General features: G+C 45.9%; 25 protein-coding genes. 14 read left to right on the forward strand and 11 right to left on the reverse strand.

Features of this window, described 5'->3' with window-relative positions:
• Positions 1-44: 44 nt before the first annotated feature.
• Together HH215_RS23945 and HH215_RS23950 are read right to left on the reverse strand one after the other, a co-directional pair.
• Positions 45-1,358, reverse strand: coding sequence for a sensor histidine kinase (locus HH215_RS23945; protein ID WP_169282180.1), 1,314 nt, complete (start codon positions 1,356-1,358; stop codon positions 45-47).
• Positions 1,346-2,035, reverse strand: a complete 690-nt coding sequence (locus tag HH215_RS23950; protein ID WP_169282181.1) for a response regulator transcription factor — start codon at positions 2,033-2,035, stop codon at positions 1,346-1,348. The genes HH215_RS23945 and HH215_RS23950 overlap by 13 nt, the downstream gene beginning before the upstream one ends.
• Positions 2,036-2,257: 222 nt before the next feature.
• Between HH215_RS23950 and HH215_RS23955 the strand changes: the two genes are divergently transcribed.
• Complete coding sequence (locus HH215_RS23955; RefSeq protein ID WP_256376620.1) at positions 2,258-2,536, forward strand: aspartyl-phosphate phosphatase Spo0E family protein; 279 nt, start codon at positions 2,258-2,260, stop codon at positions 2,534-2,536.
• Here the strand turns inward: HH215_RS23955 and tadA are convergent.
• On the reverse strand, positions 2,468-2,932 hold the full coding sequence (gene tadA / locus HH215_RS23960) for a tRNA adenosine(34) deaminase TadA (protein ID WP_375140461.1): 465 nt from the start codon (positions 2,930-2,932) through the stop codon (positions 2,468-2,470). The two genes, HH215_RS23955 and tadA, sit on opposite strands and share 69 nt — an antisense overlap.
• 222 nt (positions 2,933-3,154) lie before the next feature.
• Between tadA and HH215_RS23965 the strand changes: the two genes are divergently transcribed.
• Complete coding sequence (locus tag HH215_RS23965; RefSeq protein ID WP_169282182.1) at positions 3,155-3,943, forward strand: hypothetical protein; 789 nt, start codon at positions 3,155-3,157, stop codon at positions 3,941-3,943.
• A 15-nt stretch (positions 3,944-3,958) separates the two neighbouring features.
• A complete protein-coding gene (locus HH215_RS23970) occupies positions 3,959-4,621 on the forward strand; it encodes an NAD(P)H-binding protein (RefSeq protein WP_169282183.1) in 663 nt (220 codons plus the stop codon).
• Between the two features lie 5 nt (positions 4,622-4,626).
• On the opposite strand, the gene HH215_RS23975 is transcribed toward HH215_RS23970, so the two are convergent.
• The 4 genes from HH215_RS23975 to HH215_RS23990 all read right to left on the reverse strand — a co-directional run bounded on the left by HH215_RS23975 (position 4,627) and on the right by HH215_RS23990 (position 6,161).
• The gene (locus HH215_RS23975) at positions 4,627-5,004 is read right to left on the reverse strand and encodes a LytTR family transcriptional regulator DNA-binding domain-containing protein (RefSeq protein WP_169282184.1); all 378 of its coding nucleotides are present in this window, start codon (positions 5,002-5,004) and stop codon (positions 4,627-4,629) included.
• Positions 5,005-5,124: 120 nt separating this feature from the next.
• Positions 5,125-5,502: a LytTR family DNA-binding domain-containing protein gene (locus HH215_RS23980; protein ID WP_169282185.1), complete on the reverse strand. Its 378-nt coding sequence runs from the start codon at positions 5,500-5,502 to the stop codon at positions 5,125-5,127.
• Positions 5,503-5,511: 9 nt separating this feature from the next.
• Positions 5,512-5,640 (reverse strand): cyclic lactone autoinducer peptide, encoded by a 129-nt coding sequence (locus tag HH215_RS23985; RefSeq protein ID WP_169282186.1) that lies wholly within the window; start codon positions 5,638-5,640, stop codon positions 5,512-5,514.
• A complete protein-coding gene (locus HH215_RS23990; protein WP_169282187.1) occupies positions 5,637-6,161 on the reverse strand; it encodes an accessory gene regulator ArgB-like protein in 525 nt (174 codons plus the stop codon). Before HH215_RS23990 ends, HH215_RS23985 begins: the two co-directional genes overlap by 4 nt.
• An 867-nt stretch (positions 6,162-7,028) precedes the next feature.
• Between HH215_RS23990 and HH215_RS23995 the strand changes: the two genes are divergently transcribed.
• The gene (locus HH215_RS23995; RefSeq protein ID WP_169278027.1) at positions 7,029-7,289 is read left to right on the forward strand and encodes a hypothetical protein; all 261 of its coding nucleotides are present in this window, start codon (positions 7,029-7,031) and stop codon (positions 7,287-7,289) included.
• Between the two features lie 54 nt (positions 7,290-7,343).
• Here HH215_RS23995 and HH215_RS24000 read toward each other — a convergent pair whose 3' ends face one another.
• Together HH215_RS24000 and motA are read right to left on the reverse strand one after the other, a co-directional pair.
• On the reverse strand, positions 7,344-8,171 hold the full coding sequence (locus HH215_RS24000) for a flagellar motor protein MotB (protein WP_169282188.1): 828 nt from the start codon (positions 8,169-8,171) through the stop codon (positions 7,344-7,346).
• On the reverse strand, positions 8,152-8,958 hold the full coding sequence (motA, locus tag HH215_RS24005; protein WP_169282189.1) for a flagellar motor stator protein MotA: 807 nt from the start codon (positions 8,956-8,958) through the stop codon (positions 8,152-8,154). Before motA ends, HH215_RS24000 begins: the two co-directional genes overlap by 20 nt.
• A 219-nt stretch (positions 8,959-9,177) precedes the next feature.
• On the opposite strand from motA, the gene HH215_RS24010 reads away from it, so the two are divergent.
• The gene (locus HH215_RS24010; RefSeq protein ID WP_169282190.1) at positions 9,178-9,471 is read left to right on the forward strand and encodes a 4a-hydroxytetrahydrobiopterin dehydratase; all 294 of its coding nucleotides are present in this window, start codon (positions 9,178-9,180) and stop codon (positions 9,469-9,471) included.
• An 88-nt stretch (positions 9,472-9,559) separates the two neighbouring features.
• Here HH215_RS24010 and HH215_RS24015 read toward each other — a convergent pair whose 3' ends face one another.
• Together HH215_RS24015 and HH215_RS24020 are read right to left on the reverse strand one after the other, a co-directional pair.
• Complete coding sequence (locus HH215_RS24015) at positions 9,560-9,763, reverse strand: DUF378 domain-containing protein (protein WP_169282191.1); 204 nt, start codon at positions 9,761-9,763, stop codon at positions 9,560-9,562.
• A gap of 205 nt (positions 9,764-9,968) precedes the next feature.
• On the reverse strand, positions 9,969-10,640 hold the full coding sequence (locus HH215_RS24020; RefSeq protein ID WP_310735623.1) for a GNAT family N-acetyltransferase: 672 nt from the start codon (positions 10,638-10,640) through the stop codon (positions 9,969-9,971).
• Between the two features lie 38 nt (positions 10,641-10,678).
• Between HH215_RS24020 and HH215_RS24025 the strand changes: the two genes are divergently transcribed.
• The 9 genes from HH215_RS24025 (at position 10,679) to HH215_RS24065 (ending at position 18,274) form a co-directional block, all read left to right on the forward strand.
• Complete coding sequence (locus tag HH215_RS24025) at positions 10,679-11,335, forward strand: DUF975 family protein (RefSeq protein WP_254450200.1); 657 nt, start codon at positions 10,679-10,681, stop codon at positions 11,333-11,335.
• A 187-nt stretch (positions 11,336-11,522) separates the two neighbouring features.
• Positions 11,523-12,716 (forward strand): MFS transporter, encoded by a 1,194-nt coding sequence (locus HH215_RS24030; RefSeq protein ID WP_169282192.1) that lies wholly within the window; start codon positions 11,523-11,525, stop codon positions 12,714-12,716.
• Between the two features lie 52 nt (positions 12,717-12,768).
• Positions 12,769-13,629, forward strand: coding sequence for a sulfurtransferase (locus HH215_RS24035; RefSeq protein WP_169282193.1), 861 nt, complete (start codon positions 12,769-12,771; stop codon positions 13,627-13,629).
• A gap of 362 nt (positions 13,630-13,991) precedes the next feature.
• Positions 13,992-14,579 carry an SIR2 family protein gene (locus HH215_RS24040; protein WP_169282194.1) on the forward strand — a complete coding sequence of 196 codons (588 nt, stop codon included), beginning with the start codon at positions 13,992-13,994 and terminating at the stop codon, positions 14,577-14,579.
• Positions 14,548-15,207, forward strand: a complete 660-nt coding sequence (locus HH215_RS24045; RefSeq protein WP_169282195.1) for an SIR2 family protein — start codon at positions 14,548-14,550, stop codon at positions 15,205-15,207. Before HH215_RS24040 ends, HH215_RS24045 begins: the two co-directional genes overlap by 32 nt.
• On the forward strand, positions 15,197-16,993 hold the full coding sequence (locus HH215_RS24050) for an ATP-binding protein (protein ID WP_169282196.1): 1,797 nt from the start codon (positions 15,197-15,199) through the stop codon (positions 16,991-16,993). Before HH215_RS24045 ends, HH215_RS24050 begins: the two co-directional genes overlap by 11 nt.
• Positions 16,994-17,022: 29 nt before the next feature.
• Positions 17,023-17,211: a KTSC domain-containing protein gene (locus tag HH215_RS37090; RefSeq protein ID WP_375140530.1), complete on the forward strand. Its 189-nt coding sequence runs from the start codon at positions 17,023-17,025 to the stop codon at positions 17,209-17,211.
• Positions 17,212-17,562: 351 nt separating this feature from the next.
• Entirely contained in the window at positions 17,563-18,045 is a 483-nt protein-coding gene (locus HH215_RS24060) for a DUF2975 domain-containing protein (RefSeq protein ID WP_169282198.1), read from the forward strand.
• A 10-nt stretch (positions 18,046-18,055) separates the two neighbouring features.
• Positions 18,056-18,274 (forward strand): helix-turn-helix domain-containing protein, encoded by a 219-nt coding sequence (locus HH215_RS24065; RefSeq protein WP_169282199.1) that lies wholly within the window; start codon positions 18,056-18,058, stop codon positions 18,272-18,274.
• Positions 18,275-18,284 lie beyond the last annotated feature (10 nt).

Raw genomic sequence — 18,284 nt, forward strand, 5'->3', positions numbered from 1 at the left:
ACCCAGTATATCGCGGCAACCTTACAGGACTTAGGATCGTAGGCTTACAGTTCCGTAAGCTTCAAGGGTTTATCCGGCAATGGATGAAGGGGCAACGACAAGTAGAAGATCGTACCTCCGGCGGGATTCGGGGCAGCGGATAACAGACCTCCGTGTTTCTCGACGATCGATTTCGCCAGCGGCAATCCGAGTCCGACTCCGCTGCCTTCCGAAGAGCTTCGGTAAAATTTCCGGAAAATATGCGGTAAGTGCCGCGGCTCTATGCCGCGCCCTTGATCCTTCACGTGCATTCGCACGAACGCCGGAGTGATCTCCCAACCGATCGCGACGGTGCTGCCGGAAGGACTGTGCTCCACGGCGTTCTTGATCAGATTCGCTATAGCCTCCATTAGCCAATGGGAATCATGGGGAAGAACGAAGCCGACGTCGGACTTCTCCACGGTTATCGACACTCCCTTATTTTCCGCGTATCCGGCAATCGACTGTACCGCGCGGTTTACGGTTTCCGCAAGGCGATCGTTTCTTAGGTTCAATTCGAGCGCATCTGCTTCTAAGCGGGCGAGCTTAAGCAAGGAAAGAGTGAGCCATTCCATACGATCCAATTCCTGTTTGCACGTTCTTAAGAACTCGGCGGAATGAACGGCATCGACCTGACCTTCCTGCAATAAATCGATGTAGATCATTAAGGAAGTTAGCGGCGTTTTCAACTGGTGGGAAATATCCGCAATCGTATCCTTCAGGAACGATTTGTCGCGATGAAGCTGTTCGATCGTTTCGCGAAGCCGGATCGTGAGCTCTTGCGCTCCATTGGCAAGCAGTCCGATGTCCCCCTCGTCGTAGATCCGGTAAACCATGGGGCGGTTATGCTTAACGGTATCTTCTAACGAGATGGCTAAACTCCTGATCTCGCCGAATTGCCTGTGATATTCCCGGAACAACAGCACGGCAAGGTAGATTATGGACGCAACGGTCGCGCCGAAGAGAACCCAGAACGTCCTCGACTGGTAATGACCGACGATCGGAAGCCAAGAGGTCTCTAACGCTGCGGCCTTCAATCCGCTATTCTCCAAGAGCTTCCGGCCTGCGGCTACGGATTCCGGGGAAGGGGATTCGACCCCGGCTAACTGACGGATCCAAATCTCGGCCAGCTCCGGACTTACTTCGGATAGGTTTCCAAGCATCGCAGCTTCTCTATCCAGCCAATCTTGCTTGAGCTTAACTGTGGAATAGTGACTGTAGAGCGCGATGAATATAACGGCGAATAGAAAGAAAACGGCTAGGATGACGGACAGATGACGCACGGATGGATTTCGCCACAACCGCGCTAGTCCTAATCTGTTCCCCTCTAACCGTTCCATCGATATCCGGCTCCTCTTACGGTAAGAATATATTGCGGATTTTGCGGATCCTCCTCGATCTTCTCCCTTAGCCTACGGACATTGACGGCAACCGTATTGTCATCCAGCACCTCTGCCCCGTCTGGCCATACTTGCAGTATGATTTGGTCTTTGGACAAGACGGAGCGGGGATGATTCATGAACAGGGAGAGCAATCTAAATTCAGTGATGCTTAAAGGGATTTCGCGACCGCTCTTCTCTAAGCGCATTTCCTCGATATTTAAGCCAAGTTCTCCCGATATGAGATTCGTTTTGTCCTCTGTCCGGCTAATGGGATTGCGGCGTCGGAGCACGGCATGAACCCTGGAGAGGAACTCCCTCAGTCGAAAAGGTTTCGTAATGTAATCGTCGCCGCCGAGGTCGAGCCCGCGGACAATGTCGAATTCTTGGTCGCTCGCCGTCAAGAAAATAATCGGGGTGTCGCGATGCTCCCGAATTTCCGCGCAGAAGTCGAATCCGTTCCCGTCGGGAAGCTGCACATCCAGCAGAATAAGGTGGATTTCGTTGTCTTGGAGCGCTTCTCTCGCTGCTTGCAGATGTTGAGCGCCAACGACTTGGAAGCCTTCCTGTTGGAGCGTAAACTGAATTCCCCTGTGTAGGGAATCGTCATCTTCGACCAATAGAATTCGCGTATTCAAGGAAATAAGCACCTCCCGTTCATTAATAATTGAATTTTAGGGCCATTTAACTAGGCACATAGTCCTTATTTTGTCGGAAAATAATTTGAAAAATTAGGAACAAGCTCGACACATTTCTACATAAATATGGATAAAATTGTCCTATAATGAGAATAGTTCGATTATCCTATCGTTGTATGACAAAGTGTGACGAAATCATTTTCGTAAGAAAGGAGCGGTCAGATGACTCACTTGGAGACTACCCAATTAATAAGGCGCCTCCAGTTGCTTCAACGTCGTCTGTGTGAAATGGCTAACGACTTAGGCAATCTGACCGATCCCGAAATCGTAGCGGTCAGTGAGGAAGCGGATCGTCTCATCATTCAGTTGCAACGTCTGCGCAAGGAGGAAGCGGAGTACCGAAAGACGGTTCATCGAAGCAACGTAACCGTCTTAGCGGGCTCGCAGCCTACGGAAGAAGTCAGTGAGCAGGGAAGAACATTCCTTGTGAAGCACTCCTGACGTCCAAGGAGCTACGTGGTTGAATCTTGAGTCTTGAAGTAAATCCATTAATGTGCCGACACAGCCTGCTTTGGGATCGGATGCACCGTAAACTACGCGCTCGACGCGTGACTGCAAAATAGCACCCGCGCACATCGGGCAGGGTTCTAGCGTTACGTATAAGGTACAGCCTAACAATCTCCACGCTTGCAGAGCTTCGCTAGCGTGCTTGATCGCGATCAGTTCGGCGTGAGCCGTAGGATCGCGATCTTTCTCTCGTAAATTATAGCCGGCCCCAACGATCGTACCGTCGCGAACGATGACGGCGCCGATTGGAACCTCTCCTAACGATTCGGCGATGCGGGCTTGGTAAATGGCCTCTTGCATCCACCTTTCGTCTTCTTCAATTGACATCATTTCTACTCCTTACCAGCGAACGTATATTCGTTGTTAACATGCTGTGCATGATTTTGTGGATAACTCGGGGGTTGTCCACAGAGTTATGCACATTTTTTGTTTTGTCGTGGGTACAACTTAATTTAATTGTATCAGGTTGGTAAATAAGGTCAAACGGAGTGAACTCTTGAATAGAGTAGAGAGATGGGGTGGGACAAACTGGGAGCCAAAGGGGATATTTAAATGGAAAAGGTCGAATCGGTATTTCGCAAGCATCCGGAGTTGGAACCGACGGGTAAGCTCTCGCTGTTGGGAAAAGCAAGTTGCTCGGCGGAGATGATGGACGCTTACCTGAGAAGACGTAGTCTGAATGCTCCTCCGATTGCCGATATGTACTTGAGATTAGGAGAGCGGTACGGGATTAGGGGCGATGCCGCCTTCTGTCAGATGATATCCGATACGAGGGGGTGGACCTTGGAAATCTCGGGCCCATCGTGGTTTCCTCGTACGCTAGCTCAATGGTCGGAGGAGACTTCGGTAGAAGCGCATATGCAAATTCTGTATTCGTTTGCCACGGAATATCCGCTACCAATGGAAGAGAATGCGGTTCAACGTCAGATTACGCTGATAGGCCAATCCGGCTGGCGGGGGAGGGTTCATTGCTGGGAGGATCTGAACGGCAAATGGTCGGACCCGGGCAATCATCGTTACGGTCAGGGTATCTCTGCGGTATGGCGAAGCATGCTGGAGTGGACGCGAAGAGGAGACGTTGACCGAGATCGGGAGCGGGATCAACCGCAGAGACAGATAAGGCTGCGTTCGGGCACGCTCAAAGAGAGGACGATAGGAAGCGTAGATTGGTCTTCCTTCAGCAGCGAGCAAATGAGATGGCTTCAGGAGCAGAGGTTGTTACCGACGCCTGCGCCTCATCCCGATCGAAAGGTCACTTGGGCCGAGCTTGCCGCATTGCTCCAGCATTGGGAAAAGCGGTCGTCTACTGCTACAATAGAAGAAGAAAAAGTATCCTCATAGAAAGAGGGATGAACAATGGCGTCCCCATCCAAAACCGCGATCGTAGCGGGTTCGACAGGACTTATAGGTTCTCATATCCTTAGCCAGTTGCTTGCGGATGCGAGATACGGGAAGGTAATTGCCCTTTCCAGGAAAGCTCTTCCGATTAGCCATCCCAAGCTGCAGATCGTAGCGGTTACCCTTGATTCGTTATCGGATGTTGCTCCGACCTTAATAGCGGATGACTGGTTCTGCGCGCTTGGTACGACCATTAGGCAAGCGGGGTCGCAAGAAGCTTTCCGTAAGGTGGATTACGATTATCCGTTGGCGCTTGGGAAGCAGGCTGCGGCTTCGGGTGCCGAGCAGTTCTTGCTTGTATCGGCTATCGGCGCTTCCTCGGCTTCTTCGATCTTCTATAGCCGGGTTAAAGGAGAGGTCGAACGAGACCTATGCCAGCTAGGACTTCCCAAGCTGCATGTCTTCCGTCCGTCGTTGCTTCTGGGAGAAAGAACGGAGCATCGGAGAGTCGAGAAATTATGGGGCGTGTTGATGAAAGGGTTGAATCCCCTGCTACTCGGTCGTTTTCGGAAGTATAGGGCCATACAAGCGGCTGACGTTGCGACTGCGATGATTCGGGCGGCCAATCGTCCTGGAAAACCTGGAGTACACCTCTACGAAGGAAAACAAATGTTCGAATAATTGATTTATAATTGAACATTCATTTGTTTAAGTCGTTGCCTCAACTCCGAAATGTAGGTTTCTGCGATATAGCAGCGCTTCGTCATGTCTTTCGGCTGTTCGTGGAAGTATAAGATTCCCCACTCCCAATCTATTCTTTTAATTTTATGCAAATTAACGATATAAGCTTTGTCCATTCTCTCGAAGTGATTACAAGAAGTGCGCAGCAAAGCAATCAGTACTTTCATTCCATTCCATGGAAGAAGGTATGTAGAGGTGAGCGTATGCCCCACTATTTTTTTCTTCACAAGCTCGAAATAGCAAAATTCATCGATGTTTACCGAAATCAGTTGCCTGTTATGTTCATCATCATATGTAACGTTGATCGTGCCGTTCCAAGTCATAGGCATAACCCCATAGTGTGAAATGGTTAGTCACAAATGATTCTGCCATTAAGGAAGATCTGGCGAATGAATCACTTTCCGGATGAAGAATAGAAGAGACGTTGCAATCGCGCAACGTCACTAGCTGGATAGCTGGCTGATCCGGCGTTTCACTTCGCCGAGCTTGAGCCTAGCGATGTAACAATACTTTGATTTGTAATCAGGTGCATCGATGAAGTAGGCTTTGCACCATTCTGTATCGATCTTCCTGACTTTGGTCAAGTTAACGAGGAAAATACGATCCGTTCTGTAAAATTGCGGAGCCGTAGTTTGCAGCGCCTGCATCAGACGATCTAAGGTATCCCATCCGGCGTAATACTCTTGCTCTAACGTATGGGCCTTGATCTGGCTTTGGCTCTGATCGACGCAGAAGTACAGGATTTCGTCCGCGTTAATGGAAATAAATCCTGCACTCCCGTCCGCCTTCTCAGTCAAACTAAACGTACCGTCCCAGTTCATTGCTTAATCTCAGCTCCGCTTTAACAGTTCTTGAGGGACTTTTGGTTGGTGGGCCCAAATAAAACAAGCGGTCAATACAAAAACGGATGCAAGTGCAGCTAACAATGTCGTTACTAAATGAAGTGATTTTTTTCTCAAGTTTTTTCACCTCCTATTCTGATCAAAGATAGGACTTGAAGTAAAAATGATATAGCTATTATGTCTGACTGGATGAAAAAGTTGGAAGCAATCAGGATGGCAGAGACAACCTTCAATAAAGGGTAGTATCGTCTGGGAATCCTTGATTGATTTTCAATGTTACTCGGAGCATATAGTAAAGCCAGTAGAAGGCAGAAAATTGTTAATCCGATGTTGAGAGTTGTAGATAAATTAATATATGGAATGAGATTGGCGGTTATGGAAGTGATTAACATGCAGGCCATGCTAGAATTGAGGTGGTAACCTCCAGAAATCGCCCTTAATGCGGCGAAGGAGATCAAAGCCAAAGCTGTACCTGCAATATGATTCAATACGAAGGAAAGAGACAAGGCGAGAATAATCGTGCCGATCACATTAATGACCGCTGCGATTGAAAATTTTAGTACCTCTAAACTTGCGGGGTGCTCTGGGTTTGCTTCTTTTAGTTTAGTTGCAAGTTTGAGAGAGAGCGGCTCAATCATAGTTCGGTACGCTCCTTCCGGATGGTCAAATACATTAAAAAGGAAAACAAGAGAGTTTCGACTATGATCCCGTAAAAAAGATCTTTTTGGAGAAATAAGAAGGCGAATGCCCCATACGTTATGAACATGACGACTAACATCAAAGCATTGTCGCCTTTCCAACGGAATCTGTCGAAAGAAAACGTGAATCCGTATCCTTTTCTGTAGAAGTAAACACTTATTCCAAATAAAATGAGCGCAGTTGCTACTTGTAGAATATAAGCATCAAGATGATAGTTCTCGACGGATTCAAGAGTGATGAACCCAAGAGAGATGAGAGACAGCATTAGCGTAGTTTGAATGATAAAAAATATGATAATAGTCGTGCCGGATACGATGATTGCCCAAATCGGAGGCACCTTTAAGACGGAGAATCCGAAATAGGAGTAGAATATCATTGTGAATATTGGGAAGTATGATGCCAAATCTAATTCTACTCGTGATGCATAGGATACAATAGAGAAGAGTACACAGGAAAGTATGATTTCCTTGAGATAAGGTTTATAACCAAATCGGAAAAAACAGAGCATAAGTACGCAGTATGACATAGCTTCAATCGTAGAAAAGACCACATACCATATGAAATCCATTGAGATTCTCCCAATCAAAGGTGTAATCGTAAATCACATGTGTTACGGTATTGGAGAGTGGTATTGAACTACAATATGCGACATTTAAAAGCAGGATTCGCGAGGAAGATGTTGAACTTACAGTAATAATAATTACTAATTCACCGTTTATTTGAAAATACCTGCTGATTTCGGACGGTTTCTCTAAATTATTCCAATCGTTTAACGTTATTAGTAACTTACCGGAAGGGTAATCCCTATGAAAAAAGCAATTGCCTCAAGGAACCGGTATTTGCTAGACAAGATCATGGTCAAATATATCTGTTTAAGCTGCGGAATAGCGGATGAATTCCCTCTAGGCGTAGTCCGCGATTTTGATCATATGGGCGGGAAGGCCTCTTCTCCGCCTATCTTCTGCTGCCAACAATGCGGAGGAGATTTGTACCCGGAAAATTATAAAGGGGTCAACGGAGTCGAGTACAAAATATCGAATTTATGCGCGAGTCCAACAGAAGACTAGTAGAAAAAGACACATCCAATTCAGTCTTGGATGTGTCTTTCGTCAAATAGGACTCTATTTTTTACCCTCATTGGCAATCGCGGAAAGAGTAATATCATTGCTGCTATCCGCCGGCTCTAAATAATTACGCAGGATCGATACTTCTACCCGACGATTCGTTGCGCGGCCCTTATCCGTATCGTTGCTCTCGAGAGGACGGAATTCGCCGTATCCGATCGCGCTGAAGCGCTTCGGATCGAATGCGGAATTCTCGAGCAGGATTTTCATGAAATTGATTGCCCGTTTGGAGCTGAGCTCCCAGTTGGAAGGAAACTCGTTGGTGTTAATCGGTTGGTTGTCCGTATGTCCGGTAACCAAGATTTCGTAGTCCGGATATTGCTGCAGCATCTGTCCGATGGCCGAAGCAAGCTTCTGGGATTCGGCTTTCACATTCGCGCTTCCCGAAGGGAACAACGCATTATCCCGGATCGTAATGAGGAGCTGGGATTGGTTCAACTGCGTCTCGAGCTGAGAGGAAAGTCCGTTCTTCTGAATATATTTATTGAAGTCCTTCTGAAGCTGCTCAAGATTTTGTTGCTCTTGTTGTTTAAGTTCTTCTCTGGACTTGTCTTTTCTTCCATCGTTGGCGCGAGGAAGGTCTTGATTGGTATCGCGCTTGTGTTGATCGTCTTGAGTAATCGCGCCGTTATCCAGAATGCCAAGCCCGGAGCTGAAAGCCGTCTTGAAGGCGCGACTCATTTCCTCGAATTTGGACGTGTTGGCCGCGCTTGCCGCATATAATACGATAAACAGGGCCAACAGCAACGTCATGAGATCGGAATAAGGAAGAAGCCATGATTCGTCCGCATGTTCCTCATGCGGCTCATGCCGTTTTCTGCTCACGTTGCGTTTCCTCCTTCTCGGCGAACGCTAACCGCTCTGTCGGGGTCAGGAACACAAGAAGTTTCTGTTGAATGGCAATCGTCGATACCCCGGATTGAATCGAAAGCAACCCTTCGACCATCATAAGCTTAAGATCGATTTCTCGCTTGGAGAGGCGCTTTAATTTGTTGGAAATCGGATGCCATAGAACGTAACCCGTGAAGATACCTAGAAGCGTCGCGATAAATGCGGCTGCTACGGCATGGGCAAGCTTTTCCATTTCCGACAGGTTACCCAGAGCGGCGATAAGTCCGATAACGGCTCCGAGAACCCCCAACGTCGGTGCGTACATCCCCGCTTGGGAGAAGATTTGCGCGCCGCCGCGGTGACGTTCCTCGGTTGCCGAAATATCCTCGAGCAGAACGTCGCGAACGAAGTCTTGATCGTTACCGTCGATAATCATCCGCATACCGGTTTTGAGGAACGTATCCTCGATTTCGTCCACGCGGGCTTCGAGAGCAAGCAAACCTTCACGGCGGGTAATGGTTGCCCATTCCATGAACATGCCGATGAGCTGCTGGCGCGGAAGAAGCTTAGGTTCTGCGAAGATGAGTTTGAATAACTTAGGTACTTTGGCTAGGTCCGACATGGGAAAAGCCATGAATACGGAAGCGGCGGTTCCGACGAGAATGATGACGTAAGCAGCCGGATTGTTCACTAGACTAATAAGTGGGGCTTTCTTCAAGTACATACCGAAGACAAGCGCAACAAACCCTAAAACTAAACCAATAATCGTTGAATTTTTCATCGTACACCCCGGCATATGGAAGAATGATATGTACGCGACAGGAGATTACCCTCACAACCGACACGATAATAGGTTTATCGACAGAACGTAGCCAAAGCTTTAGAGGATATCGGTGTTTTTCGTAAATTCATTGGTGTAGAATCGTGTAATAAGCATGTGCTGCGGTAAAAGACAGGGATATCCGAGAGAGAGAGTAGCCATCAAAGGAGGCGAAAGGAAATGGGCAAACACCCGCTGCTATCGGAGAAAGAGCTGGAGGAAGGCCTATCCGGACTTACGGGCTGGAAGGTCGAGGAGGAAGGCAAGTGGATTGCGCGTAAACGATTGTTCCCCTCCTTCATGGAGGCAATCGCGTTCGTGAATCAAGTAGCGGCGATCGCGGAAGACAGGAATCATCATCCGTTCATCGGAATCGACTACAGGCGAGTGACGATTCGGCTAACGACGTGGCATTCCGGCGGACTAACGGCGCTTGATATCGAATCCGCGAAGGACTACGATCGGCTGCCGTAAGTCAAACGTCGATATCGTTGAAAAAAGCCGCGAAGCTGTCCCGGCGATGTGCCCGGGAGTCGCTTCGCGGCCATTGTGATATTCAAGGCTAGTCGTCTCTGGAAACTTTGGGAAAGAGCGCAAGCGCGTATAGCGCGGCGATTCCCACGACGGTATACACGATCCGTGAGCCTACCTCATCCGCACCTCCGAAAATTTCGCTGACGACGTCGTACTCGAACAAGCCGACGGAAAGCCAGTTCAATCCACCTAGGATTACGAGAATCAGACTGATGACGTTTAGCGCCTTCATTCAGTTACAGCCTCCTTAATGGGGTTGTGACACCCTTTTCTGGAGATTCAGCAATGTATGCCATTCGCTATCCATTACTGAATCTTCTCCGACATAAACGTTCCCTCGCCATCCTTAGGACGGCGCTAGCCGTTTATGCTTGGTGAAACTGCCTGACGGGAGCATGCGGATTCTTGGTTGTTCACTATAGTTGTATGAATGGGTTTTAACGGTTATGCCATACCATGCATAACACGTTAACGGTTCCGTGCGAAGCTCTGCGTTCGTATTCGTCCGTGATGGTAAAGCCGGCTTTCTCATAAACTCTTATGGCTCGTTTATTCCACCGCTCGACCTCGAGATCGATCTCGGCGTCGGGTTGCCGGCGTTGCGCCTCTTTTACGACCATCGCGGCCAGAATCGTACCCCACCCCCGATCGCAACAATCCGGGCGCAAGCCCATCCCGATCCGCAACGTCCGATCCATGGGGAACAATTGTACATAGCCGACCAGTTGCCCGTTGTGCGCTGTTCTAACAGCCAAGTATTGCTCCTCCCGAATCCGGGGATCTCCGAACTCAAGGCCGTCCTTCGCCATCGATTCCCAATTCGGCCATCGGAACAATTCGTAAGGAGAGGGATAACGCCATTCGCAGATCGTTTGGCCATCTTGCTCGGTTAAGGGCTCTAATCGTAAGAGGATATCCGTAGGAATGGGATCACTCCTTTCCGTGTCATAAATCGTTAATGCTTCTATTATAATAGTTGGGAAGAAAACGAGATATCTTTTGCGCGGCTTAGTTTGTTCTATAGCACAGAGGGGGAGGTCGAATAGAAGGAAAAGATGTTGTATTTTGTAAAAAAATGAATTGAAAATATTGGATATTACATATAGAATGAGAGTGCTTTAACAACCAACCAATATGAGACGAAAAGGTGGAAAAGACATTGCCGACAAGCGCGGAGATTCGGGCCAGGGCGAGAGCGAGCCTCGCGGGTAACTGGACAAGTGCGGTTCTTCACTTTTTACTGTATTACGTAGTTATTTGGGCATTAGGCCTACTAGCGTATATCCCGATTATCGGTTGGATCGCGATCATACTGGTAACGGGTGCATTGACTTACGGGCTCTTCAGCTTCTATTTGACGATGTCGCGTAATCAAGCGCCGTCAACCGGGGAATTGTTCAGCGGTTTCGAAAAGTTTGTTCCTACTTTTATCCTCTACATTGTAATGTGTATTTTCATCTTTTTATGGTCATTGCTGCTTATCGTCCCAGGGATTATTGCCGCAATCCGTTATTCTCAAGCCTATTACATCTTGAGAGACAACCCGAATATAGGCGCGCTTGAGGCGATTCAAAGAAGCAAAGAGTTGATGGAAGGTAACAAAGGCAGATATTTCGTTCTGTATCTTTCCTTTATTGGTTGGTATATTCTGGGTATCATCTCGTGCGGAATCGGTCTCTTATGGGTCGCTCCTTACTTTTATACGGCGCTGGGTCATTTCCACGATGATCTGAGGGGCAGGTATATGTCTTACTCGTCGCCACCTCCCCCGCCTAGCCCATATGGAGGCCAACAGTTTAATTAAGTTTGAATGGATGACAAGCAAAAACAATAGTTCGAGATAAGCCGGGCCCTTAGGGGTCCGGTTTTATACATGTCGGGCGAGAACGCTCGAGACAATTGCGTCTCCATTGAAAGACGTGGAGCCGTTTGACTTGTGTCATGGTATGATAAGAGGGTTGAAATTAAGTGTCGTAAAGGGAGTAAATGAAATGGCTCGGTTAGTCTTCTTAGGTTGTATTGCATATTTGGTCGTCGGAATCGGGCAATTGGTCGTCGGAACGATCATGGAGCCGATGGTTGAGGCATACGGAATTAAATACGGGGACGGCGGGCAATTGGTCATGAACCAATTTCTCGGAGGAATGGTCGGCATTATGCTGTCGCCCTGGTTGATGGGACGAATCGGGAAGAAGGCTTTGCTGCTTACGGCGCTAGCTTTGATGACCGCGGCTCAGGTGGTTTATTCCTTTCAGCCTTCTTGGGATGTCATGTTGGCGATTGGGCCGGTGGCAGGCTTCGGCTTCGGGACGACGGAAGCCGTCGTGGGATCCTTCATCATCGGATCGGCAATGGGCAACGCTAACGTGGCGATGAGCCGGGTGGAAATTTTCTTCGGAGTCGGCGCATTGCTCATGCCGTTCGCTGGCGCGGCCTTAATCGCTTTCGGGCATTGGGATTCGGCTTTTCTGGTTGTCGGCGGAATGGCTGCGGTGTCGTTATTGATGTGGGCGCTGTATTGGCCGAAAATACTGGATCGTCCTATAGAGAACGCATCGCATGTTGAAGGCGGTTTAATGAAGATGCCGAACCGCGGGAAGGCGATCGCCGTTCTGGCGGCATGCTCTGTTTTCTTTGCCGTTTATGTCGGGCTCGAGATGAGTTTTATTCATTATTTGCCTTCGTTGCTCGTCATTAACAATGGACTGTCGGATTCGACGGCATCTCTATCGCTGAGCTTATTCTGGGGCGCGATGGCGCTGGGGCGAGTCGTATCGGGACAAGCGGCGGATCGTTGGGGCGGTGCCGCGTATATGCTGTTCACTTGCATCGCGGCGGCGGTTGTCTTCGTTCTGATGGGCGGTCTGGAAAATACGTGGGCGACGTTCATACTGACTTTCTTGGCGGGACTTGCGATGTCCGGAATGTTCGCGATTGCGCTAGTATTCACCAACCGTGCCGTTCCCGGCATGACGGAGCGGACGACGAGCTTGTTAATGGCGTTCGGAGGCATCGGCGGCGCGTTGATGCCGAAGCTGACGGGTTGGTTTCTGGACGAGAACGGCGCGGATTCGACTCGCTGGTTATTCGCCGGATTCGCGATTCTGATGCTCGCCGTTATCGTATGGGCATTGTTGTCGGCGAAATCGTTGGAGCGCGCTCGTTCCTTGGAGTTGCGGGTATAAAGTTGTAAACCTAGGATGCTAAATTTACCAATATAAAGGTGGTTAAACGAATATGAAGCATATCGTTCCGGTAAAGTGGTTATTGGCTCGTCTATACGAGTCCGACGTCGTTATCGTGGATTGCCGATTCCAACTGGGGAAGCCGGAGTCCGGCAGAGAAGCTTATGAGGAAAGCCACATTCCAGGCGCCGTTTATTTGGATCTGGAGAAGGATCTTTCCGCACCGGTCGGCGAACATGGCGGTCGTCATCCCTTGCCGGATGCGGCGGAGTTGACAGTTAAACTAGGGAAAGTCGGTATCAGCAACGACACTCGCGTTGTCGCTTACGACGATCAAGGCGGAGCGATGGCGTCGCGGTTATGGTGGCTGTTGAAATATCTTGGCCACGAGAACGTTTTTGTCATGGATGGCGGCTTCACGGCATGGAAGAATGCCGGATGCCCGGTGTCGGCCGAGCAGAAGGTTCTTATACCTGCTCGTTTTGTGGCGACCGTACAGCATAATCTGCTGGTGGAGGTCGACGAAGTTCGCGAATCGCTCGGCACGGGACGTTACGTGCTGGTCGATTCGCGCGAAGCCCCGCGCTATCGCGGCGAGGCGGAGCCAATCGATCGGGTGGCCGGGCATATCCCGGGCGCGAGGAATTTGTTCTGGGCCGAGGGCCGGCAGGCCGACGGCACGTGGAAGTCCGCGGAGGAGCAGCGCGAGCGGTTCGCGGACGCGGGGTTGTCGCAGGACGACGAGATCGTCGTATACTGCGGCTCGGGGGTGACCGCGACTCCCAACGTGTTGGCGTTGGGGGAAGCGGGGTTTACCCGCGTGAAGTTGTACGCGGGGAGCTGGAGCGATTGGATTAGCTGGCAAGATAACCCCATAGCGGTCGGAGACGAAGAAGCACGGAATGACGGATAATAGTATTCCTAGAGCAAATACAGAGCATGGCGGACTAATCGCTGTCGCTCTGTATTTTTTATAGTCAAAGTCAACATGGAGTCAACCATAGTTTTCTAAAGATTCTTAATGCATATAATAAATAAGTTTATTATATTTTTCCAAATTTCTTTAAGAAGAGGCTCCAATGGTGAGTAGTATCGTTCCATCTGAACTAATCAACAAGTATTAGACTCTTTAATTCTAGTCAACTGAGAATCAACATAAGACAGTGGGTTATCTCTAGCTAAGTGCGCCATATTAATAACTTCTATACTTCTGCAAAAAATTCCAATATGTGATAATATTCAAGCTAAGTCGTTACAAAAAATAGGAGAGCTATTATGATACACTACTATAATCCAATTAGAGAAATGAATGAAATTAGAAATCAACTTTCGTTTCCCAAGAGAATAGGATTCCTTTTTGGGGCTGGCAGTTCAATGGCACTTGGGCTTCCAGGCATTTGGAGCCTAACTGAATTGGCAATCTCAAAGTTAACGGAAGAACAAAGACAACAGGTAAATCTTATTGAGGATGAACTAATTAGTGAAGGCAATAGGAAACCTACAATAGAGCACATTTTGAACAAAATCAGATTAATTAGACAAATAACAAAGGAACTGGATTCAAAATCATATGTTGAAATTAAAGGTTCCGATGCTAAAAGGCTTGATCTAGAAGTGTGTAATAATATATATCATGTTTTGAATGAAAAAGAAAACTCAGTTGTAGGCTCTGAGGATAGCAAATTACAATCTATAGAAAGATTCTTCGCTTGGCTTAATTCAAGGAGTAGAGATTACGGGAAAGAAATATTTACTTTGAATTACGATATGATATTTGAACGTTGTCTTGAGAATTTACAGCTCCCATATTTTGATGGATTTGTTGGTGCGTATGAGCCGTTTTTTTTGTCCAGAAAGTGTTGAAAAAGTGGGGGTTAGAGAAAGTTTGCCCTTATCGTGGATTAGAGTTTGGAAACTTCACGGATCATTAGGTTGGTTTTGGAAAAAAGGTCCGTCGACAACAAGTGGAAAGGTTATTCGACTTGGGGCTCAATCTAAGAAAGATAATTTAGATGAACTGGTTATTTATCCATCAAGAGAGAAATATGAGTCCTCTAGAAAACAGCCATTCATAACATATTTTGACAGATTAAAAAGTTACTTAAGAGATGGAGAAGGTATCTTTATTATTAGCGGTTATTCATTCGGAGACGAGCATGTGAATGATGTCATTTTTGATGGGCTGCGACAAAACAATAGGCTTCATGTCATTGCTTTTATGTATGATAATCCAGAATTGATTGCCCTGGAACAGGATTTAAAACAGTTTTTAAACATATCAATATTGTCACCTAATCATGCGATTATTGGCGGCAAGTTGGGAGACTGGAAGATAGATCCGCAAGTAAAAGAAGACAAGAAGCACGAGATTGTAAACTTCTGGGATTTGGATAACGATGAATTAAAGATTGGAAATTTCTTAAACTTTATTGACTTTATTACTGATTATAAAAAAGTACCTTCAAAGGTAGAGGTAACAGATGAAGACTGACGTTACATATCTAGGCACTGTAATAAATGTAGATAGTACCTCTATTGAAGTAGAAGTGTCTGAAGATATTCCATCTTCTGCACCAATAATAAATGGAAGACTGTATAGGATTGGACAAATAGGTACACTCGTAAAAATACCAGTAGGTAACATTAAACTCTATGGGATAGTTGCATCTGTGAGTAATTTGCCAAATCAACTAAATAACATTGATGGGGCAGTTCCGGATAAGGGTTCTCGATATTTACAAGTTCAACTTGTTGGGGAGCAGATTGGTGAGTCGAAATTTGAAAGGGGGATCGGTTCTTTTCCAACGATAAATGACGAAGTTCATTTGGTTACAGAAGACGATCTAAAGCAGATTTATGGGGACCAAGCTAAGGGCTTGATAGAAATAGGGAAGCATTCTTCTAGTGAGAATCTTTCTGTCTATTTAGATTTAAATAATTTTGTCTTGAGGCACGGTGCTGTTCTGGGTTCAACAGGTAGTGGTAAATCAAACACTGTTGCTCATATTATTAATGAAATTTTGTGCTCATTTGATGGGTCAAGGATAGTTTTAATAGACATTCATGGTGAATATTCCACTGCTTTTTCAAATAAATGTAAAGTGTATAAAATAAACGATACAGTCAATCCATTACATGTGCCATATTGGACATTAAATTTCGACGAACTATCGTTTTTTTTGGTTGGGAGACCTAACGGACAAGAACGTCCCGAAGATAAAAGATTACGGGAGGAAATACTTAAACATAAAAAAGAAAGCGCGGATAAGCTAAAATCAGGAAATGTTAAAACGGATTTCATCACCGCTGACTCACCTATACCATTTGATATTAAAAAAATGTGGCATGATTTTAACCGAGAAGTCTATGGTACTTTCTCAAAGGCAGGAGCAATAGAACAAAATAGAGATACTGAAGAGCTAGAAAATGAAGGCGATTTTAAAAATCTAATTCCTGCGAAGTTTAAGCCTTATTCTGTGAGTAGTGCGGCCCCATATAAATCAAAGAATGAAACTATGTATTCTTATGAGCAAAAAATTCATTCAAGATTAAAAGATTCTAGATATAAATTTATGTTTAATCCTGACGAATACAATGATATAGATTCGAGTAAAGATTTGGATTCATTAATTCGTAACTGGATAGAACACGATGAGAGGCTATCCATACTAGATTTAAGTGGAGTGCCTTTTGAGTTAATTGATATTACAGTTGGAATTGTTACTAGATTAATATATGACAGCATGTACTGGGGAAAAAACGAAAGTTATACAGGGCGAAACAGACCACTTCTTATGGTTTTTGAAGAGGCACATTCATATCTTCCTCGAAATGAGGGGAATAGTCATATTTATGGCTATGCAAGAAAAGCGGTTGAAAAAATATTTAAAGAGGGTAGAAAATTTGGGTTAGGAGCGTTAGTTGTAACACAGAGACCATCAGAAATATCAGAGACAATACTTGCGCAAGTTGGCACTTTTATAGCACTAAGACTAACAAATAGCTCAGACAAATCTACTGTAAAATCAGCAGCACCAAACAATATGACAAGTTTAATTGATTTATTATCTTCATTAAGGAGAGGAGAAGCAATTATTGTAGGAGAGTCGATTGAAATCCCATCTCGTGTTCGTATTAAAGAATACACACCAAGACCGAGTAGCAATGATCCCGATTTATGTAATAAGTGGGGGCAGTCTTTCGCATCGAATGAAAATAATTATAAAGAAGTTATTACAGCAATGAGGGAACAAAAACATATTATAAAGGGGAGTTAAAAATGGAGAGAGAGCCAGTAAATTCAAGTATGATTGTATCAATTGGCTATGATTACAATTCCGCAATTCTTGAAATTGAGTTTAAGAGTAATCATCAGGTCTGGAACTACTATGATGTACCATCCTATGTATATGAACAAATTATTAGTTCTGAATCGTGTGGCAAGTACTTTTTGGCAAATGTTCGAGGTGGATATAGAGAGGGGAGAGTTGCTTAGTTTAATTGTAGCATTACAGCTTAAGTCAAATAGGTATTTAGAGGTGGGCTAAATATGAAAGTTTTAGCGGATGGTTCTTTATCAGCAGAAAACTGGTTGGATATACACGAAGAGTTATTTAGTTTTTTGCAATATTCCGGAAATGATAGGTATCGTTCCTGTTTTGCATACCGTGGGGTAGATGTTTCAAAATTTCATTTAGAGACTAGTCTAATGCGAATACAAAACACAAGTATGGAGTTCGCGGTTAATATAACAACAAAAATGTATCTAATAACACCATAAAATTATTGTAAAACGATAAATATATGTTAAGATGAAACTAATTCATTATAAGTGAGGGGCTTTCTTATGAAACGAGGTACAACATTCTTTTTGAAGGTAGTTATTTTGCTGCTTGGAATTGCGGTTCTTGCTTTGTGCGTCTTTTTGGTGCCTGAGATCGCGAATTACGCAGTGGAATTGTATCCGGATAGGGCGTATTTGAAATCTCTTATATACATCGAGTTGTATGCATCGGCAATTCCTTTTTACATTGCTCTGTATCAAGCGCTTCAACTTCTAAGCTACATCGACAAGAACAAAGCGTTCTCGGAATTATCCGTTCGGGCTCTAAAGAACATCAAAAAATGCGCGATCGCAATCAGCGGTTTGTATGCGTTAGGCATGCCGCTCTTCTATCTCGTGGCGGATAAAGACGATGCCCCGGGGATCATCGTAATCGGTATGGTTGTGATTTTTGCCTCGATGGTCATTGCCGTTTTTGCCGCCGTTCTTCAGAAGCTATTAAAAGAAGCTATCGATATCAAATCGGAAAATGACTTGACGGTCTGAGGTGACTATTATGGCGATCATAATCAATGTTGACGTAATGCTGGCTAAACGGAAAATGAGCGTAACGGAGCTTTCGGAGAGGGTCGGAATAACGATGGCTAACCTTTCCATACTGAAGAACGGGAAGGCAAAAGCGATTCGATTATCAACATTAGAGGCAATCTGTAAGCATTTAGAATGTCAGCCGGGAGATATTCTAGAATACAAAAGCGATGAAACCCAAGCATAGGGGAGATAAC

Origin of the sequence: Cohnella herbarum (assembly GCF_012849095.1) — a bacterium.
In the GTDB taxonomy this organism is placed as follows: Bacteria; Bacillota; Bacilli; order Paenibacillales; family Paenibacillaceae; genus Cohnella; species Cohnella herbarum.